Origin of the sequence: Fundidesulfovibrio soli, from assembly GCF_022808695.1 — a bacterium.
In the GTDB taxonomy this organism is placed as follows: domain Bacteria; phylum Desulfobacterota; class Desulfovibrionia; order Desulfovibrionales; family Desulfovibrionaceae; genus Fundidesulfovibrio; species Fundidesulfovibrio soli.
In genome coordinates this window covers 1-18,425 of the sequence record NZ_JAKZKW010000023.1, presented here as the reverse complement: position 1 = coordinate 18,425, position 18,425 = coordinate 1, and the positions used below count along the sequence as shown (strand labels likewise).

Below are 18,425 nucleotides of genomic sequence, written 5' to 3'. Positions count from 1 at the left end.
GGGGTCAGGCCGGATCGTCCTGGGGCGCGAGGGGCAGGCTGATGTGGAAGGTGGTGCCCCGCTCCTCGTCGGACTCGAAGCCCACGGCCCCCCGCAGGTAACGCTCGCCCAGCAGCTTCATGCCGTAGGTGCCCAGGCCGCGCCCCCGCCCCTTGGTGGAGAAGCTCCGTTTGAACACCTGCAGCCTGACGTCCTCGCTCATGGCGGACTGGTTATGCACCCAGAAGCGCAGCCGGCCCTCTTCCCACGTGCAGCCGAGGGTGACCTCTCCGCCGCTTCGCGAGGCCTCCAGCGCGTTCTTGACCATGTTGCCCACCACCCTGTTCAGGAGCGCGGCGTCGCTGACTATCTCCACGTCGCAGGAGTCCGGATCCATGAGCAGAACCTTGTCGCCATCCATGGCGTAGGGGGCGCCCAGCCGCAGGGCCGCGCCCAGCACCTCGGCGCTGCGCACGCGCCCGAAGCTCGGGTGGAGCTCGTTGCTCTCGGCGGCGGCCAGGTCGCGCTGGGTGAAGAGCTCCTCCACCAGGCCGGCCAGGGATCCGTGGATGAAGTCCGCGTCCTCGCGCAGGTGCCCGGGCACCTCCGTGCGCAGGATATCCATGAGGCCGGAGAGACCGCCCGCGGTGTTGAGCACGTCGTGGAAGAAGAGGCGCTCCAGCAGGCGGCGGCGCTTCTGGTCGCTCATGTCCTGGATGCTGAAGAGCACATAGGTGGTGCCTTCGATCTCGATGGGCGAGGAGCTGACCTGCAGGTCCAGGGCTTCGACGCCCTGGGCCCCCATCCTGCTCAGGCTGCACTCCTGCACGGATTTGCGCCCTTCCAGCCCGGCCAGCAGAGAGCGCAGGGCTCCGCAGCGGGTGCAGAACTGCGTGGTGCCGCAACCTCTGGGGGCGCTCAGGGCGTGCACGCAATTGAGCGCCTCCCCGGGGCGCTTGCCCAGCACCTCCTCAATGGGCAGGCCCGTGGCGTGCAGGGTCTGGGCGTTGGCCAGAACCACCTGCCTGTTGCGGTCCAGCACGATGACGATGATGGGGATGGCGTCCAGGGTCTGGGCGATGAAATTTCCGCACAGCCCCTCATATATCCTGCAGATGTCGTTATTCGGCCTGCGCGGCGGTTCGGGGGGAAGGTTCGATGGTCCTGACGCACTCATGATGGGCCGAATGGTTATCCCCTTTTTTCGCTCCGGGCAATATCCGCCGACTCCGGCACGTTGCGCCCGGGCTGGAAGCGCGGTAGGTGTTGATCCATGACTTCCCGCCCAGGACCGTACATGGCCCTCGCCTGCGCCTGCGCCGCCTTGCTGGCCTGGCTGGCTCGCGAAGCGCTGCTTTACCTCCACCCCGCGGCTCCGGCGCTGCCGCAGTTGGCCGTGGGCCTCGCGGTGGCCGGCCTCGCGGGCCTGCTGGCGGCGCTGCCGCTGGGCTCCAGGCCTGACGAGGGGCCCGGAACGCGGCCAGCACCCGCCCCCGAACCCCAGCCCCGGGACGGCAGGGCTGCCGAGCGCGCCGGGCGGGTGAGCGAGATGGCCGAAACGCTGGCCGAGCGCGCCGGGCGCGCCGGAGACGACGCCTTCGACCTCTCGGCCCAACTGGGCGTGGCCGGGAGCCGCGGCTCGCAGGCCATCCAGACTCTGGAGGCCGCCGCGCATGGCATGGAGCACGCCAGGGAGCTCTCCCACAGGGCGGCCCAGAGCCTGGTCGAGCTGGACGCCGCCATGGAGCGCGTCATTGCGGGTGCGAACGGGGCGCAGGCCAAGCTCACCGTCATCGCGGACACGGCCGAGCAGGCCCAGTCCCTGGTGGCGGGCATGGCGGACATCGCCGAACAGACGGACATGCTCTCGCTCAACGCCTCCATCGAGGCCGAGAAGGCCGGGGAGCACGGGCGCGGCTTCGGCGTGGTGGCCAAGGCCGTACGCCGCCTGGCCGACACCGCCGCCCAAACCGCCGGAGACATCGAGCGCCTGGTGGCCCGCATGCGCCAGGCCGTGGCCGCCGACGTGATGGAGATGGACACCCTCACCCGCCAGGCCGGGCACGGGGCCGCGCGCCTGCATGCCAGCCGGGAGGCGGTACGGGCCGCCGCCAGCGCTCTGGAGGAACTCGCCCAAGCCATCGAGTCCCTCGGCCCCGAGCTGCGCGGGCTGCCGCCCGTGCTGGCCAAGGCCCGCGAGACATCCGACCGGGTGCAGGGCGCTCTGGCCGCGCTGCCCGGGCTGGCCGAAACGCTGCGCGCCGCGGCCGATGAACTGGCCGCGCCGGACGCTCCAACCCTCAAAGGGGACCAATCGTCATGATCGCCTGGTGGCGCGACCTCACCCTCAGGACCAAGCTCGCCCTCTGCGGCAGCGTATTTCTGGTCCCCATAGGCATGCTGCTCTTTCTGCTCACCGGGCAGATGAACGCAAACATCCGGCTGACCCAGGTGGAGATCAACGCCATCTCCCTCGTGGACCCCATCGAGGACCTCACCGAACTGGTGCCCGAGCACCTGCGGCTGGCGCTGGCCGCCTTCGCAGGCGAGGACACAGGCCCGGCCTCGGCCAAGATGGAGAGCATCCTGCGCGAACGCCTGGGGGTGCTCGATCAGCGCATGGCCCTGCACGGGCATGAGCTCGGGCTCACATCCGACGTGCTCGCCCCCCTGGGGCTCGAGAACATCGACCCCAGGAATTTCAGCAAGCGCCTCCTGGGCCTGCTCGACAGCCGCGCCGACACTCCCCACCAGGCCATCGTCAACCACAACTCGGCGCTGGAGCTGCTCTCCCAGTTGCGCGAGTACGTGGCCGATTCGGGCAAGCTCGTGCTGGACCCGGAGCTGGCCAGCTACTACCTGATGTACCTGCTGCTCTTCGACATCCCCCGCGCCCAGGAGCGCCTGGGCTGGCTCTACACCTCGGGCTACCTCTCGCTCACGCACCTGCCCGGGGCCGAGAAGGAACGCGCCCGCATGGAGCAGGCCAGCGTCGCCTGGGAGCTGTCCGTGGTGGACCGCATCACGGACAAGCTGGCCAAGGCCCGCAGGTCCATCGGGGAGGACAAGCTCGTGGTCCTGCCCAAGGCCGTGCAGGACTACGCCGTGGCCAGCCGCGCCTTCCTTGATCTCAGCAAGACCCTGGGGGGGCCGTCCTCCAAGGTGGACATGCAGACCTTCCAGAAGTCCGCCAAGCAGGCCAGGGACGCCGGCGCCAACCTCTGGGACGTCTGCAACACGGTGTTCAACACCCTCATCGCCGAGCGGGCCGACAAGCTGCGCCTGCAGATGTATTCCGCCCTGGGCGTGTGCGTGGGCTCGGTGCTCATGGCGTTACTGCTGGCCTGGACCATCCTGACTTCCGTGTCGCGGCCCCTGGCGCGCGTGGCCAACATCGCCACGCTCATCGCCCAGGGCCGCGTGGCCGAGGCCTCCGCCCTGCTGGAGCGCTCATGCTCCAAGGGCTGCAAGGTGCTCAGGCGCAACACCGAGAGCGGGCGCAGCCAGTCCGAGATCAACCAGCTCTTCTACGCCGTCTCCGTGATGATCCAGGGGCTTGACGAACTCCTGAGCACGCTGACCTCCACCGGCGGCCAGATCCAGACCTCGGCCCAGCGCATCGCGGCCACGGCCCGGCAGCTGGAGGCCGCCGCAACCCAGCAGGCCGCTTCCACCGTGGAAGTCGGGGCCACCAGCAAGGAGATCTCGGCCACGGCCGCGTCCCTGGCGGACACCATGTCCGAGGTGCTGGGCGTGGCCAACAAAAGCTCCGCCCTGGCCGAAGAGGGCCGCGAGAGCCTGGCCGCCATGGAGCAGGCCATGGACGACCTCTACCAGTCCGGCAAGACCATGAACGCCAAGCTGGCCCTGGTGCGCGAGAAGACCTCGGGCATCGGCCAGATGCTCTCCACCATCTCCAAGGTGGCCACCCAGACCAACCTGCTCTCGCTCAACGCGGCCATCGAGGCCGAAAAGGCCGGTGAATTCGGGCCTGGCTTCGCAGTCGTGGCCCGCGAGATACGCCGCCTGGCCGACCAGACCGCCACCGCCACCCTGGACATCGAGCGCACCATCCGGGACATGCAGGCCTCCGTGCAGGCCGGGTCTGCCGCCATGGAGGGCTTCTCCGCCCTGGCCGAGCAGACCGCGGACACCTCCCGGGGGGTCAACGCCAAGCTGGGGCGCATCATCGCCTCCGGCGAGGAGCTCACTCCGCGCTTCTCCACCGTGACCCAGGGCATGCGCATGCAGGCCGAAGGCGCGGACCAGATCAGCGAGGTCATCAGCCAACTGGCCGACAACGCCGGGCAGACCCGCGACTCCCTGGCCGAGTTCCGCCTGGCCGCGGAGGAGCTCAACCGCACGGCCGAAAGCCTCAGGGAAGTGCTCCAGGGCTTCGGCCAGGGGCGCTGATGCTTTTCGTCGCCTTCAAGGCCGCCGGGACCCGCTTCGCCCTGCCCGCCCGCATGGTGGAGGAGGTGACCCCCCTGGTCACCCTCGCGCCCCTGGCCGGAGCGCCCGGCTATGTGGCCGGGGTCATGAACCACCGGGGCCGTCCCCTGCCCGTGGCGGACATGAACGTGCTCCTGGCGGGCAAGCCCTCGCGCCCCTGGGCCTCCACCCGCATCGTGGTGGTGGAGCCCCGGCCCGGCGCGCGTGCGGACGGCCGCCCAGCGCTGCTTGGCCTCATGGCTGAACGCGTCTTCAAGACCGTGGAGCTGGACGAGGCCGACATAAGCGCTCCCGGAGCCCCGGCCGCGCCTTACATCCGGGGCGTGGCCGAGCAGGAGGGCGAGCTGGTGCAGATCCTTGAGCTAGGCGCCATTCTGCCCGCCGAGCTGCTGGAGCGCCTGCTGGCCGGGCTGGAGGCCGCGTGAGCGCCTCCAGACCTGTGTCCCACGCGGACCTGGCCCGGGTCGCCGGGCATGCCGGCCTGGAGCTCAAGGCCGTGGGCGCCGACGCCCTCAGGCGGGCGCTGCGGGCCGGGCTCGCCCGCACGGGCGGAACCGGCGTGGAGGAATACCTGCTCAGGCTCGAGGCCGACCCGGCCGAGCGACGCCTGCTGGCGGGCGAGGCCGTGGTGCAGGAGAGCTGGCTCTTCCGCGACAGGGAGGCCTTCGCGGCGCTGTCCCGCATGGCCCAGGCCCACGTGAAGGACAAGCACGAACCTTTTCGCGTGCTGAGCGTGCCCTGCGCCCAGGGCGAGGAGCCCGCTTCGGCCGCCGCGGCCCTGCTGCATGCGGGCCTGGAGCCCCGCCGGTTCGTGGTGGACGCGGCCGACGCCAGCCCCGCCGCCCTTGAGGCCGCCCGCTCCGGACTGTTCGGCCCCGCAAGCGTGCGCGGCCCCGCCGCCGACGCGCCCTCCGGCTGCCCGGCCGATCCGGCGGCCCAGGCGCTCGCCGGGGCCTGGACCTTCTTCCAGGCCACGGACCAGGGCCTGCGCCTGGCCCCCCAGGCCCTTGAGCGCATCACCTTCATCGAGGCCGACGCCACGTCCCCGGCATTCCTGGCCGGCCATTCGCCCTATCACGCCATCCTCTGCCGCAATCTGCTCATCTACCTGCTGCCCGAGGCCCGCGAGAGGCTGGCCCGCAACCTGGAGCGCCTGCTGGCCCCCGGCGGGACGCTCTTCGCCAGCCCGGCCGAGGCAGGGGCCTTCGCCGCGCTCGGGCTCAGCCCCTGGAGCGCCTGCGCCCTGCGTTCCGCCCCGAAAGCGGCCCGACCCAAAGCACCCGGAACATCGCGCGCGGCTGCGCGGCCCAAGGCGGCCGCTCCTGGGCGCCGGACCCCGGCCGCCCCCCCTGTTTCGTCATCTGGCCCCGACGCCGGACCGGACTCCGTCCCGGCCCCCACACTGGACGAGGCCCGCGCCCTGGCCGACCAGGGCCGCCTGGAAGAGGCCCTTCAGGCCATCGAGGCCCACCTGGCCCTGTGCGGCCCCAGCGCCGAGCCGCATTACCTCCAAGGGGTGGCCCAACTGGCACGGGGCCGCGCCAGGGAGGCCGAGCAGGCCTTGCGCAAGGCCCTCTACCTCGACCCGGCCCACGCCGGGGCGCTCACCCACCTGGCCTTGCTGCGCCAGGCCCAAGGCCGCGCCGACGAAGCCGCCCTGCTCACCGGCAGGGCCGCCCGCGCAGGGGAGGAGCGCCCGTGAACGACGACGGCAACAAAGCCGCACGCCTGCTCTATGACCGCGACGTTCCGGCGGACATCCTCGAGGAGTGGACCCTCCAGACCGCCGCTCCCAAGCCCGAACGGACCGCCCCCCGGTCCGGGGCCATGCTGGTGCGGGCCGGTAACGAGTGGCTGGGCCTCCCCGCGGCCATGATCGAGACGGCCCTCCCCGCCGGGTCCGTGCACTCCGTGCCCCGGCTCTCCAACGCGGCCTTCCTGGGCCTGACCAACGTGGACGGCGAGCTGCTGCCCTGCGTCCGGCTCTCCGCCCTGCTGGGGGGCCCGGCGGACCCGGCCCCGGCCCGGCCGCGCATGGTCGCGGTGCGGGTGCCCCAGGGGCGCTTCGCCCTGCTGGTGGATGAGGCCTCGGGCACCTGCGGCTACTTGCCCGGCGAACTGGGAGCGCTGCCCGCCACGGTGGCCCTGGCCCCCAGGCCCCTGGTGGTCGGCGTCATCGAACTGGAGGGCCGCAGCGCCGGGCTGGTGGGAATCGAGGAGCTGGGCGCGGCCCTGCTCGGGAGCCTGCACCCGTGAGCCCCGATCTGGCCGATTTCTCCCTGCTGGAGCTGTTCAGCATCGAGCTCTCCACCCACTGCCGCACCATCGAGGACGGGCTGATGGGCCTTGAGGACGATCCGCGCCCCGAACTGCTCGAATCCCTGATGCGCGCGGCCCATTCCATCAAGGGGGCGGCGCGCATCGTGGACCTGCCCCAGGCCGTGGGCCTGGCCCACGCCATGGAGGACGTGTTCCAGGCCGCCCAGCAGGAGGGCCGGGCCCCGGGCAAGGCCCGCGTGGACGCCCTGCTCGCGGCCAACGACTTTTTCGCGCGCCTGGCCGCCAGGGCCCCCAAGGATCTGCCCCAGGCCCTGGCCGACGGCGCTGACGAGGCCTCCGCCCTGGAGGCCGCACTGCGCGCCCTGCCCGCCGAGGCCGCTCCGGTTGACAATGCAGCCCCCGAGGCTTCCCCGGCCTCACAACCGGCCCAAACCGCCCAGCCCCCCGCAACCCACGACCAGGGCGGCGCCCCGGCGTCCCCATCCGGGTCCGAAGGCGGGGTGGTGCGCCTCTCCGCCGAGCTGCTGGGCAGGCTCATGGGCCTGGCCGGCCAGTGCATCGTGGAGTCCGGCCAGCTCGGGCGCGTGTTCGAGCAGGCCCGCATGCAGCGGCGCGGCTTCCTGGACCTGGAGGATCTGCTCTCCCAGACCCGCGCCCTGCTCCCCGAGGGTGACGCCAAGGACCAGCTGGACCGGGCCGCCGGGATGCTGCGCACCGTGCACGCCGGGCACTCCAACTCGGTCTGCGCCCTGGAGGGGCTGGCCCGGCGCATGGAGATCCTCTCCGACAAGCTTTACCACCAGGTGCTCGGCAGCAGGATGCGACCCTTCGGCGAGGGCGCGCGCGCCCTGCCGCGCCTGGTGCGCGACCTAGCCCAGGAGCTGGGCAAGCAGGCCCGGTTCGTGCTGGAAGGGGCGAACGCCTCCGTGGACCGCGACATCCTGGACCGCCTGGAGGCCCCGCTGCTGCATCTGGCGCGCAACGCCCTGGATCACGGCCTCGAGCCGCCGGAGGAGCGCGTGCGCAGGGGCAAGCCCCAGCAGGGGCGCATCGTGCTGGGGGCGAGGCACGTCTCCGGCAGCCTGGAGGTGCGCCTCTCCGACGACGGCTGCGGCATCGACCCCGAGGCCATCCGCGCCTCCGTGCAGGCCAAGGGCCTGGCCCCGGCCCACATCGCCCAGCGCATGACGGACGCCGAGCTGTTCGAGTTCCTTTTCCTGCCGGGCTTCACCACGGCCGCCGCCCTGACCAGCGTCTCCGGGCGCGGCGTGGGCCTGGACGTGGTCAAGACCGTCATGCAGGAGGTCGGCGGGCAGGTGCGCGTGGAGTCCGCCCCCGGGCAGGGTACGGCCTTCGTGATGCGTCTGCCCGTGAGCCGCTCCGTGGTCCGCGCTCTGGTGGTGCGCATCGGCGGCGAGCCTTACGCCATGCCCCTGGCGCGCATCGGCCGGGTGCTGCTGGCCCCCGGCGGAGACGTGCAGACCACCGGCGGCATGCAGTACCTCCGGCTGGACCATGAGAACGTGGGCCTCGCCCAGGCCGCCCAGATTCTCGGGGTGCCGCCCTCCCCCCTGCCGAGCCACGAGGGCGACCCCGCCCTGCCCGTGATGCTCCTGGAGGATCGCGGCGCGCGCTTCGGCCTGGCCGTGGAGGCCTTCCTGGGTGAGCGCGACCTGGTGGTCCACCCCCTGGACCCGCGCCTGGGCAAGGTGCCCGGCGTGGCTGCCGCCTCCACCATGGAGGACGGCTCCCCCGTGCTCATCCTTGACGACGCCGACCTGCTGCGCTCCCTGGAGGGCCTGCTGGCCGAGGGCCGCCTGGCCGGGGTCGGCACGGACGAAGCCCCCGCGCCCGAGCGCGCGCCCAAGAGCGTGCTGGTGGTGGACGACTCCCTCACCGTGCGCGAAGTGCAGCGCCAGCTCCTGGAGGGGCGCGGCTACCGCACAGCCACCGCCGTGGACGGCATGGAGGGCCTGGCCCTGGCCCGCATGGGCTCCTTCGACCTGATCATAACCGACGTGGACATGCCCCGTATGACCGGCATCGAGCTCACCCGGCGCATCCGCGCGGATGCCGCCCTGGCCCGGACCCCTGTGATGATCGTCTCCTACAAGGACCGCCAGGAGGACCGGCTGGCCGGGCTGGAAGCCGGGGCCGACTTCTACCTGCCCAAATCCGGATTCCGCGACGAGGCCCTGCTCCAGGCCGTGGCGGACCTCATAGGCGGCCCATGAACACCGCCTACTCCTGCCGCCAGCCTCCCGTCTTGGCCATCGGGGCCTCCACCGGTGGGCCATCCGCGGTCGCGGAGCTGCTCTCAGGCCTCCCGCAGGATATCCAGGCCGCCGTGCTCGTGGCCCAGCACCTGGACCAGGCCTTCAGCGGCAACCTGGCCGAGCTGCTGGCCCAGCAAAGCGCGCTGCCGGTGGCAGTGGCCAGCGACGGGGACCGGCTCCTGCCCGGGCGCGTGCTGCTGGCCCGGGGGGGCGACCACCTGGTGCTCTCCCCCGTGAACACCCTGCAATACACCCAGGAGCCGCTGGCCACGCCCTACCGTCCGTCGGTGGACGCGCTGTTCCTGAGCCTCGCCGACTCCCGGCTGTGCCCGGGGGTGGCGGTGCTGCTCACCGGCATGGGGTCCGACGGGGCAAAAGGCCTGCTGGCCCTGCGCAAGGCCGGCTGGCTGACCATCGCCCAGGACCGGGAGTCCAGCGCCGTGTACGGGATGCCCAAGGCCGCCCGCGAAATGGGAGCGGCGGAGATGGTGCTGCCGCTCAACTCAATCGCCGCCCTTGCGGCCAAACATATCCGGAACCTCCATGCTCGAAGCCGTACCCGTTGAACCTCGCGTCACAGTGCTCATGGTGGACGACCAGGCCATGGTCTCCGAGGCCGTGCGCCGCATGCTGGCCCCCGAAGCCGACATCGACTTCCACAGCGTGCAGGACCCGGCCAAGGCCCTGCCCGCCGCCCTGGCCGCAAATCCCACCGTGGTCCTGCTGGACCTGGTCATGCCCGACATCGACGGGCTGACCCTGGTGCGCTACTTCCGCGCCCATCCCAAGCTCAAGGACCTGCCCCTCATCATGCTCTCCACGCGGGAGGAGCCGCAGACCAAGGCCCAGGCCTTCGCCCTGGGGGCCAACGACTATCTGGTCAAGCTGCCCGACCGCGTGGAGCTGGTGGCCCGGCTGCGCTACCACTCCCAGGCCTACACCCGCCTGCTGGAGCGCGACCGCGCCTACAGCGAGCTGGCCCGCCAGTTGGACCAGGCCGCGCAGTACGTGCGGAACCTCCTGCCCAAGCCCCTGGAGCAGGGCCCCGTGCTCACGGACTGGCTGTTCGAGCCTTCGGCCCAGTTGGGCGGCGACGCCCTGGGCTACCACTGGATCGACCAGGACCGCTTCGCCTTCTACCTGCTGGACGTCTGCGACCACGGCGTGGGCCCTGCGCTGCTCTCAGTCTCGGCGCTCAACGTGCTGCGCGCGCAGACCCTGCCCGGGGTGGATTTCACGCAGCCCGCCCAGGTGCTTGCGGGGCTCAACGCGGTGTTCCAGATGCCGCGCCAGAACGACCTGTATTTCACCATTTTCTACGGCGTCTACGACATGCAGGCCCGGGTGGTGCGCTTCGCCTCGGCCGGGCATCCGCCCCCGCTCCTCTTCCAGGCCGACGGGTCCGTCAGGGAGCTGCGGTGCCAGAGCATCTTCATCGGCGCCATGCCCGAAGCGCGCTTCAAGCAGGAGGAGGTGGCCCTGGAAGGGCCGGCCAGCCTGCTCGTGTTCTCCGACGGGGCCTACGAGCTGCGCCGGGCCGACGGCGTCATGGAGGGCTACGAGGATTTCCGCGAGCGGTGCGCCAGCTATGGACCCATGGGGCCGGAACTGGCGGACCTGCTGAACCAGGCCAGGGCCGTTCGGGGGCTGCAGGTGCTCGACGACGACCTGACCGCCCTGCGTCTGCGCATCGGCTGATGCCCGGGAGGGCATGCTGCATGTGGAAGGTGGCCGCGCCAGCGGGAGCCATTGCAGGCGCGCATCACTAGTGAAACAAATCACAAAATAATGTGTCACGATAAAAAATAACGTGACGCAGCATTCATACTCGCCCCCGCAGGGGTGCAAAAGCCCCGAAACAGCCTCTCTCTGTGGATTTCAGACCCGCTTCGGGTTCAATTTATCCTGCCTTGTTCTACAAGTAACAATTTCCTCTGGCAAAGGTATCCTAGTTCTGCTAGTATCCCGCGCACCTGGATATGTCAGGCGCTGATGCCTTTGAGGACTTTGGCCCGGACGCCCGTCTGTGGGGGGCGGCGTCTCGTGGTTTCCAGTGAGGCTTATACCTGAGAACCAGCCAACCTGTAACGATTTGGGAGGTCCGTATGCGCGTATCCATTGGTCTTGCCAAGGACGACGCCGAAAAACGCTTGGAAAAAAGGGGCGTCTCCCGCCGCGACTTCATGAAGTTCTGCGCGGCAGTGGGCACCGCCCTTGGCATGGGCCCCGGCGCAGCGGGTGAAGTCGCCGCCGCCCTGACCGCCAAGAAGCGTCCTTCGGTGATCTACCTGCACGGCGCTGAGTGCACCGGCTGCTCCGAAGCCGTCCTGCGCACCTATCAGCCCTTCATCGACGAGCTCATCCTCGACACCATCAGCCTGGACTACCATGAGACCATCATGGCCGCCGCGGGCGAGGCCGCCGAGGACGCTCTGCACAAGGCCATGGAGTCCCCCGAGGGTTTCGTGCTGGTGCAGGAAGGCGCAGTGCCCATGATCGAGAACGGCGCCTGGGGCAAGGTCGGCGGTCACACCATGGCCGACAACCTGAAGGCTTGCGCGGCCAAGGCCAAGGCCATCATCGCCATCGGCGCCTGCGCCACCTTCGGCGGCGTGCAGGCCGCCAAGCCGAACCCCTCCCAGGCCGTTTCCGTGAGCGAGTTCCTGGGCCGCAAGGACGTCATCAACATCGCCGGCTGCCCGCCCAACCCCGTGAACTTCGTGGGTGCGGTCGTGGCCTTCCTGAAGGGCGACAAGATCGAGCTCGACTCCCTGCAGCGTCCCAAGGTCTTCTTCGGCCAGTCCGTGCACGACCAGTGCGAGCGCCTGAAGTACTTCGAAGCCGGCCAGTTCGCCAAGAGCTTCGACTCCGAGGAAGCCAAGAAGGGCTACTGCCTCTATGAGCTGGGCTGCCGCGGTCCCGAGACCTACAACAACTGCCCCAAGGTGCTCTTCAACTCGACCAACTGGCCGGTCCGCGCGGGCCATCCCTGCATCGGCTGCTCCGAGCCGAAGTTCTGGGACACCATGACCCCGTTCTACGTCGGCCGTTAGTCAGGACCGCAAGTAGCCCGAACTGCAGCACACCTCACGGAGGAACGTTATGGCTGACAGCAAGCCTCAAGTTATGAAAACGCCCCAGAGCACCTTCACCGGCCCCGTCGTGGTCGACCCCGTCACCCGCATCGAGGGTCACCTGCGCATGGTGGTCGAGGTGGAGAACGGCAAGATCAAGAACGCCTGGAGCTCTTCCCAGCTCTTCCGCGGCCTGGAGATCATCCTGAAGGGCCGCGACCCCCGCGACGCCCAGCACTTCACCCAGCGCTCCTGCGGCGTCTGCACCTACGTGCACGCCCTGGCCTCCACCCGCGCGGTCGACAACGCCGTGGGCGTGAAGGTTCCCGAGAACGCCACCCTGATGCGCAACCTGGTCATGGCCTCCCAGTACCTGCATGACCACATCGTGCACTTCTATCACCTGCACGCCCTGGACTGGGTCGACGTGCAGAACGCCCTGAAGGCCGACCCCGTCAAGGCCGCCAAGATCGCCAACGACATCTCGCCCCGCAAGACCAACGCGGCCGACCTGAAGGCCGTGCAGGACAAGCTGAAGGCCCTGGTGGACTCCGGCCAGCTGGGCATTTTCACCAACGCCTACTTCCTGGGCGGCCACCCGGCCTACTATCTGCCCGCGGAAGTGAACCTGATCGCCACCGCGCACTACCTTGAGGCCCTGCACCTGCAGGTCAAGGCCGCCCGCGCCATGGCCATCTTCGGCGCCAAGAACCCCCACACCCAGTTCACCGTGGTGGGCGGCTGCACCAACTACGACGCCCTGCGCCCCGAGCGCATCGCCGAGTTCGTGAGCCTGTACAAAGAGACCAAGAAGTTCGTGGACGAAGTCTACATCCCCGACCTTCTGGCCGTCGCCTCCTACTACAAGGACTGGGCCGGCATCGGCGGCACCACCAACTTCATGACCTTCGGCGAGTTCCCCACCAAGAGCGAGTTCGGCTTCGACGACCGCTTCTTCCCCGCCGGCGTGATCATGAAGCGCGACCTGGGCAAGGTCGGCGCCGTGGATCCCAAGCAGATCATGGAGCACGTGAAGCACTCCTGGTACGTTGGCGACGAAGCCAAGCACCCCTACCAGGGCGTCACCGATCCCAAGTACACCTCGCTTGACGACAAGGACCGCTACTCCTGGATGAAGGCCCCCCGCTACATGGGCGAGCCCATGGAGACCGGTCCGCTGGCCAAGGTCCTGGTGGCCTACGCCAAGGGCCACAAGCCCACCGTCAAGGTCGTGGACATGATCTGCAAGAAGCTGGGCGTCGGCAAGGAAGCCCTGTTCTCGACCCTGGGCCGCACCGCTGCCCGCGGCGTCGAGACTGCGGTCATCGCCGCCGAGATGGAAGCCTGGGTGAAGAAGCTTGCCGACAACGTGAAGAAGGGCAACACCAAGCTCTACCAGGACTGGAAGATGCCGGACAGCGCCCAGGGCGTCGGCTTCGTGGACGCCCCCCGCGGCGCCCTCTCCCACTGGATCGACATCAAGGGCGGCAAGATCAACAACTTCCAGTTGGTCGTGCCCTCCACCTGGAGCCTCGGACCCCGCTGCGCGGCCGGCAAGCTCTCCCCGGTGGAAGAGGCCCTGATCGGCACCCCCATCGCCGATCCCAAGCGCCCGGTGGAAATCCTGCGCACCATCCACTCCTTCGATCCCTGCATCGCCTGCGGCGTGCACGTGATCCAGCCGGAGAGCAACGAGGTGCTCAGCTTCAAGGTGCTGTAAGAGCGCATTGAAGAACTAGCCTAGAATGAGAGAGGGCCGCGCAAGCGGCCCTCTTTTTGTTCAAGAGCGGAGGGCCTCACTCCTCCCCGCAATTGCAGAAACAGACCACCTCGGGCGGCTTCACCCTGGGCGTCTCGCCCGTGGCGTAGAAGCCCAGCCCGGCGAACACGCTGGACCAGAGGGTGACGTATTCCCCATTCGCCCCTTTGAGGTCGTCGGGCAGGAGCACTGCATCCAGCTTGAGCCCATACACTCCGGCCCAGGCGTCTTCAGTTTCGCCGGGCTCGCGCTCCACGCCAAGTCCGTTTGGCAGCGCCCCGCGCAGCACGCGCCCGTCCCGCGCGCACTCCACCCAGGCTTCCTGCCCACCCGAAACCACCCGCGCCCGCACCGGCCCTCCCTCGGCCAAAGGCGTGGAGAAGGTGAGCCGCAATTCGGCGGCGATCCCACCAGCATCCAACTGGCCACGACCGAACGCCTCCAGCCGCACCAGCCGGGGCATCTCCACGTAGCCCTCATCCGCGCTTTTGGGTCGCAGGAAAACGAACGGCGGCCCGGCCACCAGCCTCCCGGCCACGTCGTAGGCCCCGATGGGGGTATTCTCCCCCGAATCCCAGTCCGTCTCCCCGGGCCAGTCCTCCACGGCCTTGAGCACCACCCTGCAGCCCGGCCTGGGTCCTCCGACCAGCCGCAGGTCGCCAGACGGGGCATCCACGAAGCTCGCATCGGGGTCCACCACGCCGCTCCGCTCCTGGGCGTTGTCCGTGATCTTGGGCGGCCAGGGCAGGTTGGTCAGGTCGCAGTCGAAGCTCACGCCCTCAACCCAGCCATCGGGCATGAAGCCGTCCCCCACGAATCTGTCGTCGCCTTCTTTGGCCTCGCCCCGGCAGCCGTCCGCGAAGGGCCTGCGCACGGCCTCGGGCAGCGGGCAATCGGCCCTGTCCGACACCGGGCTCCCCTCCGGGGGCTCGTCCCGGAAGAGCACGGCGTTGTTGCGGTGCGTCAGGTGCGTGGTGGCCCCTCCCTTGACCAGGCTGTTGCAGAGCTTATAGCTGTTGTTGCACGCGAGCACGCACCCATCCGGCATGAGTCCGGTGGCGTCGTACTTGTAGACCTTGCCGCCCCGGTTGGGGTCCAGCGGGGTGCCGGGCTTGTCCGTGATCCAGCCCGTGTTGGCGAAGAAGTACCAGAAGCCCCCGGTGACCTCGTCCAGCGAGAACCAGGCGTGCGCGTTGTGGATGCGGTTGTGGTGCACCCACCAGTTGGTTGCCCCGCGCTCCGGCTCCACCGGGTTGTCGCGGATCCGCAGCAGTGTGTTGGAGTAAATCTCCACGTTGCAATTCTGCACGGTTTCCTTTTTCTTCTCGGTCTTCATGCGCATGCCGTTGAAGGCGTCGCAGATCGTGTTGCCGCGCAGCACCACGCTGCCCGCGACGCCAACGCTGCCGAAGAGGCCGCCGTTGCAGTAGAAGTAGCGTTTTCGCTTGGAGTCGAGCCAGAGCTGGTCGCGCCACATGGCCCCGGTGGGGTCCTGGCGCCAGTGGTTCTCCTCCAGGAGGATGTGATGGCAGCCCTGGCCGCGCGCGTAGACCAGATAGCGGCTGTCCGTGGCGCGGACCCGGCGCACGCTCACGTAGGATGAATCCTCCATGTAGAGGAACGTGGGCCAGCAACTCTCCACGGCCAGATTTTCGAATTCGATCCAGGAGCAGTCCGCCAGCTTGAAGAAGGCGAAGTGCTTCATCTCCGGCAGCATGGAGTCGTGCGGGACGCCGCCCAGCCCGCCGTTGAGCGCGGTGGCCGCGCCCAGGCCCCGGATGGTCACGGGCATGTCCGGCGAGCCGTGGATGTCGGCGATCTTCACCGGGCGGCAGGAGGGCGGGGCGCCCGAATCCTCGTCGTAGAGGATTGGCGGCCAGTACTTGCCCGGCAGCAGTTGCAGGATGTCGCCCGGGCGGACGCAGGCGAACACGTCGGCCAGGGTGTGCGTGGTGAAGAGCAGCTCCCGGCCGTCCAGGCGGACGTAGCGGCAATCGCCCTTGTAGGTGACGAACAGCACGCGGCGGCCGCGCTCCGTCCAGTAAGGCAACGGTGCCGAATCATCCCGCATGGCGGCCCCCTTGGCGTCGACGAAGAGATATCTAAAGACAGTTCAATATGCCACAACACATAACAGGGCCGCCCCGCCGAGTCAACGCGTCGCGGCCCTTGCCCGCAGGCCCTATGCAGGGCATGATGGGGCACTTCAACCCGGAGGACTATCAATGGAAGACAATGCCCGCAGAATTCTGGTGATGGGCGTGGGTAACATCCTCTACACCGACGAGGGCGTCGGTGTGCGCTGCATGGAGAAACTGGAGCGCGAATACGAGTTCTCCGACAACGTCACCCTGCTCGACGGCGGCACCCTGGGCATGCGCCTGATGGACCCGCTGCTCAACTGCGACATGGCCATCATCCTGGACGCGGTGCTCGGCGGCGGCGACCCCGGGACCATCTACCGCTGCACCGGCGACGACCTGCGCAAGTCCCTGGCCTTCAAGGACTCCATGCACCAGACCGACCTGGTGGACACCCTGATCTACTGCGGCCTGGTGGGCAACAAGCCCGACTGCGTGGTGCTGGGCATCCAGCCCGTGGACTACGACACCATGAGCGTGGAGATCTCCCCCCTGCTGGCCGAGCGACTGGACGACATGTGCGCCTTCGCCCTCAAGGAGATCGAGGCCGCCGGCGGCACCTACAAGAAACGGGAAAACCAGGAATAACGCGGGGCGGGGGCGATGAGGCGACTGTACGGAGTGCTGGCGGCCCTGGCGGCCGTCCTGATTCTGGGCTGCCAGCTCCTGGCCGCCGAAACGGCCAAGCCCTATCGCCTGACCATCCTGCACACCAACGACATCCACGCCCGCATGGCGGAGTTCAACCACCTGGGGCAGACCTGCACCCAGGAGGAATCCGCCCAGGGCGCGTGCTTCGGCGGGTATCCCCGCATCGCGGCCGCCGTGGAGGCCGAGCGCAAGAAGGGCGGCAACACCCTGCTGCTCGACGCGGGCGACCAGTTCCAGGGCACGCTCTTCTACACGGCGCTCAAGGGCAAGCCAAGCCAGGGGGCCATGAACGCCCTGCGCTACCAGGCTATGACCCTGGGCAACCACGAGTTCGACGACGGCCCCGCCAACCTGGAGCAGACCTTCCTGAACGGTCTGAACCTGCCCGTGCTGGCCGCCAACCTGGACGCCTCGGGCGACCCGGCGCTCAAGGCCCGCCTCAAGCCCTGGACGGTGCTGACCCTCGGCGGTCGCAAGATCGGCGTGGTGGGCCTGGCCAACGAGGACACCTCCCGGCTCTCCAACCCCGGCCCGGAGCTGGCTTTCCACGACGGAGTTCAGTCCCTGCGCCGGGCCGTGCAGGAGCTGGCCTCTCAAAAGGTCGACATCGTCATCGCCCTGACCCACGTGGGCCTGGAGCGCGACAGGCAGCTGGCCGCCGAGGTGGACGGGGTGGACGTGATCGTGGGCGGGCACAGCCACAGCCTGCTCTCCAACACGGACCCCAAGGCCGCCGCGCCCTACCCCCTGGTGGTCCAGTCGCCTTCGGGCAAGCCCGTGCTCATCGTGCAGGCAGAGGCCTGGGGCAAATACCTGGGCGAGCTCACCGTGGACTTCGACGCCAAGGGCGCGCCCGTCTCCTGGAGCGGCGCGCCCCTGCTGCTGGACGCCTCCAAACCGCAGGACGGGGCCATGCTGGCCAGGGTCCGCGCCATGCAGGAGGAGCTCAAGCCCTACATGGGCCAGGTGGCGGGCCGGGTGAACGAGAACCTGCTGCCGGACTGCCGCTTCGGCGAGTGCGGCCTGGGCGACATCCTGGCGGACGCCATCCGCATGTCCGCCCGCAACCAGGGCGTGCAGGCAGCTTTCATCAACGCCGGGGCCATCCGCGCCGGGCTCAAGGCCGGCGACGTGACCGTGGGCGACCTGCTCACCTACTACCCCTTCACCGACAACGTGGCCACTTTCCAGCTCTCCGGGCGCGACCTTCTGGCCGTTCTGGAGCACGGCGTCAGCCTGGCCGACAAGCCCGACGGCTCCGGCACCGGGCGCTTCCTGCAAGTCTCGGGGCTGCGCTACTCCTTCGACCCGCGCCGCCCGCAGGGCCAGCGCATCGTCACGGCCGACATCCTCGGCACGGACGGCGGATACGGCCCGGTGCTGCCCGACAAGACATACTCCCTGGCCACCAGCGGCTACCTGTTCAAGGGCGGCGACGGCTACGCCATGCTCAAGGAGAAGGCCAAACGGGTCTACGCCTTCGGCGCGGCCATCAGCGACGCCCTCGCGGACCACTTCGCCGGGCACTCGCCCCTCTCCCCGCGCCTGGAAGGCCGCATCGTCCGCCTGGGCGACGCGCTGCCCAAGTAGGCGAAGAGGCCTCCGGCGGCCAGAGAGGGCGCCGCCCTCTCTGAACTCTCCCGCGAGAGGGAGTTCCTCCCTCTCGACTCCCTTTCCGCTTCGCATCCCAAGCCGAACGTACACCTTCTCAGCGTTCCCTCTGTTCATACTGCCGCGATGAGACGCGTCGTCTGGGGAGGAGGCCCCCGCCCGGGGCGCGCACCCGATATTCTTCAAATATATCGGGTGCGCG

14 protein-coding genes are annotated in these 18,425 nt (G+C 69.3%); 12 read left to right on the top strand and 2 right to left on the bottom strand.

Going from position 1 to position 18,425, the window contains the following annotated elements; translation table 11 throughout:
• Window positions 1–4: 4 nt before the first annotated feature.
• Window positions 5–1,156: an ATP-binding protein gene (locus MLE18_RS15495; RefSeq protein ID WP_243439709.1), complete on the bottom strand. Its 1,152-nt coding sequence runs from the start codon at window positions 1,154–1,156 to the stop codon at window positions 5–7.
• Between the two features lie 120 nt (window positions 1,157–1,276).
• Between MLE18_RS15495 and MLE18_RS15490 the strand changes: the two genes are divergently transcribed.
• From MLE18_RS15490 to MLE18_RS15440, 10 genes are all read left to right on the top strand, one after another.
• Window positions 1,277–2,302: a methyl-accepting chemotaxis protein gene (locus tag MLE18_RS15490; protein WP_243439708.1), complete on the top strand. Its 1,026-nt coding sequence runs from the start codon at window positions 1,277–1,279 to the stop codon at window positions 2,300–2,302.
• The gene (locus MLE18_RS15485; protein WP_243439707.1) at window positions 2,299–4,392 is read left to right on the top strand and encodes a methyl-accepting chemotaxis protein; all 2,094 of its coding nucleotides are present in this window, start codon (window positions 2,299–2,301) and stop codon (window positions 4,390–4,392) included. The genes MLE18_RS15490 and MLE18_RS15485 overlap by 4 nt, the downstream gene beginning before the upstream one ends.
• A complete protein-coding gene (locus MLE18_RS15480; protein ID WP_243439706.1) occupies window positions 4,392–4,856 on the top strand; it encodes a chemotaxis protein CheW in 465 nt (154 codons plus the stop codon). The genes MLE18_RS15485 and MLE18_RS15480 overlap by 1 nt, the downstream gene beginning before the upstream one ends.
• Window positions 4,853–6,133, top strand: coding sequence for a CheR family methyltransferase (locus MLE18_RS15475; protein WP_243439705.1), 1,281 nt, complete (start codon window positions 4,853–4,855; stop codon window positions 6,131–6,133). Before MLE18_RS15480 ends, MLE18_RS15475 begins: the two co-directional genes overlap by 4 nt.
• Window positions 6,130–6,687, top strand: coding sequence for a chemotaxis protein CheW (locus MLE18_RS15470; protein ID WP_243439704.1), 558 nt, complete (start codon window positions 6,130–6,132; stop codon window positions 6,685–6,687). The genes MLE18_RS15475 and MLE18_RS15470 overlap by 4 nt, the downstream gene beginning before the upstream one ends.
• Window positions 6,684–8,945, top strand: coding sequence for a hybrid sensor histidine kinase/response regulator (locus MLE18_RS15465; protein ID WP_243439703.1), 2,262 nt, complete (start codon window positions 6,684–6,686; stop codon window positions 8,943–8,945). The genes MLE18_RS15470 and MLE18_RS15465 overlap by 4 nt, the downstream gene beginning before the upstream one ends.
• Window positions 8,942–9,553 carry a CheB methylesterase domain-containing protein gene (locus tag MLE18_RS15460; RefSeq protein WP_243439702.1) on the top strand — a complete coding sequence of 204 codons (612 nt, stop codon included), beginning with the start codon at window positions 8,942–8,944 and terminating at the stop codon, window positions 9,551–9,553. Before MLE18_RS15465 ends, MLE18_RS15460 begins: the two co-directional genes overlap by 4 nt.
• Window positions 9,531–10,685, top strand: a complete 1,155-nt coding sequence (locus MLE18_RS18015) for a fused response regulator/phosphatase (RefSeq protein ID WP_272881705.1) — start codon at window positions 9,531–9,533, stop codon at window positions 10,683–10,685. Before MLE18_RS15460 ends, MLE18_RS18015 begins: the two co-directional genes overlap by 23 nt.
• A 407-nt stretch (window positions 10,686–11,092) precedes the next feature.
• Entirely contained in the window at window positions 11,093–12,040 is a 948-nt protein-coding gene (locus MLE18_RS15445) for a hydrogenase small subunit (protein WP_243439701.1), read from the top strand.
• A gap of 49 nt (window positions 12,041–12,089) precedes the next feature.
• Window positions 12,090–13,781, top strand: a complete 1,692-nt coding sequence (locus MLE18_RS15440; RefSeq protein WP_243439700.1) for a nickel-dependent hydrogenase large subunit — start codon at window positions 12,090–12,092, stop codon at window positions 13,779–13,781.
• Window positions 13,782–13,857: 76 nt separating this feature from the next.
• On the opposite strand, the gene MLE18_RS15435 is transcribed toward MLE18_RS15440, so the two are convergent.
• The gene (locus MLE18_RS15435; RefSeq protein WP_243439699.1) at window positions 13,858–15,891 is read right to left on the bottom strand and encodes a right-handed parallel beta-helix repeat-containing protein; all 2,034 of its coding nucleotides are present in this window, start codon (window positions 15,889–15,891) and stop codon (window positions 13,858–13,860) included.
• A 154-nt stretch (window positions 15,892–16,045) separates the two neighbouring features.
• Here MLE18_RS15435 and MLE18_RS15430 point away from each other — a divergent pair, with 154 nt between their 5' ends.
• Both MLE18_RS15430 and MLE18_RS15425 read left to right on the top strand, forming a co-directional pair.
• Window positions 16,046–16,549 carry a HyaD/HybD family hydrogenase maturation endopeptidase gene (locus MLE18_RS15430; protein ID WP_243439698.1) on the top strand — a complete coding sequence of 168 codons (504 nt, stop codon included), beginning with the start codon at window positions 16,046–16,048 and terminating at the stop codon, window positions 16,547–16,549.
• 15 nt (window positions 16,550–16,564) lie between these two features.
• Window positions 16,565–18,202 carry a bifunctional metallophosphatase/5'-nucleotidase gene (locus tag MLE18_RS15425; protein WP_243439697.1) on the top strand — a complete coding sequence of 546 codons (1,638 nt, stop codon included), beginning with the start codon at window positions 16,565–16,567 and terminating at the stop codon, window positions 18,200–18,202.
• The last annotated feature ends 223 nt before the right edge of the window (window positions 18,203–18,425 follow it).

Coding starts and splice junctions, on each gene's coding strand:
- MLE18_RS15495 (WP_243439709.1), bottom strand. CDS start 1,156: ATGAGTGCGTCAGGACCATCGAACCTTCCCCCCGAACCGCCGCGCAGG.
- MLE18_RS15490 (WP_243439708.1), top strand. CDS start 1,277: ATGGCCCTCGCCTGCGCCTGCGCCGCCTTGCTGGCCTGGCTGGCTCGC.
- MLE18_RS15485 (WP_243439707.1), top strand. CDS start 2,299: ATGATCGCCTGGTGGCGCGACCTCACCCTCAGGACCAAGCTCGCCCTC.
- MLE18_RS15480 (WP_243439706.1), top strand. CDS start 4,392: ATGCTTTTCGTCGCCTTCAAGGCCGCCGGGACCCGCTTCGCCCTGCCC.
- MLE18_RS15460 (WP_243439702.1), top strand. CDS start 8,942: ATGAACACCGCCTACTCCTGCCGCCAGCCTCCCGTCTTGGCCATCGGG.
- MLE18_RS18015 (WP_272881705.1), top strand. CDS start 9,531: ATGCTCGAAGCCGTACCCGTTGAACCTCGCGTCACAGTGCTCATGGTG.
- MLE18_RS15445 (WP_243439701.1), top strand. CDS start 11,093: ATGCGCGTATCCATTGGTCTTGCCAAGGACGACGCCGAAAAACGCTTG.
- MLE18_RS15440 (WP_243439700.1), top strand. CDS start 12,090: ATGGCTGACAGCAAGCCTCAAGTTATGAAAACGCCCCAGAGCACCTTC.
- MLE18_RS15435 (WP_243439699.1), bottom strand. CDS start 15,891: ATGCGGGATGATTCGGCACCGTTGCCTTACTGGACGGAGCGCGGCCGC.
- MLE18_RS15430 (WP_243439698.1), top strand. CDS start 16,046: ATGGAAGACAATGCCCGCAGAATTCTGGTGATGGGCGTGGGTAACATC.
- MLE18_RS15425 (WP_243439697.1), top strand. CDS start 16,565: ATGAGGCGACTGTACGGAGTGCTGGCGGCCCTGGCGGCCGTCCTGATT.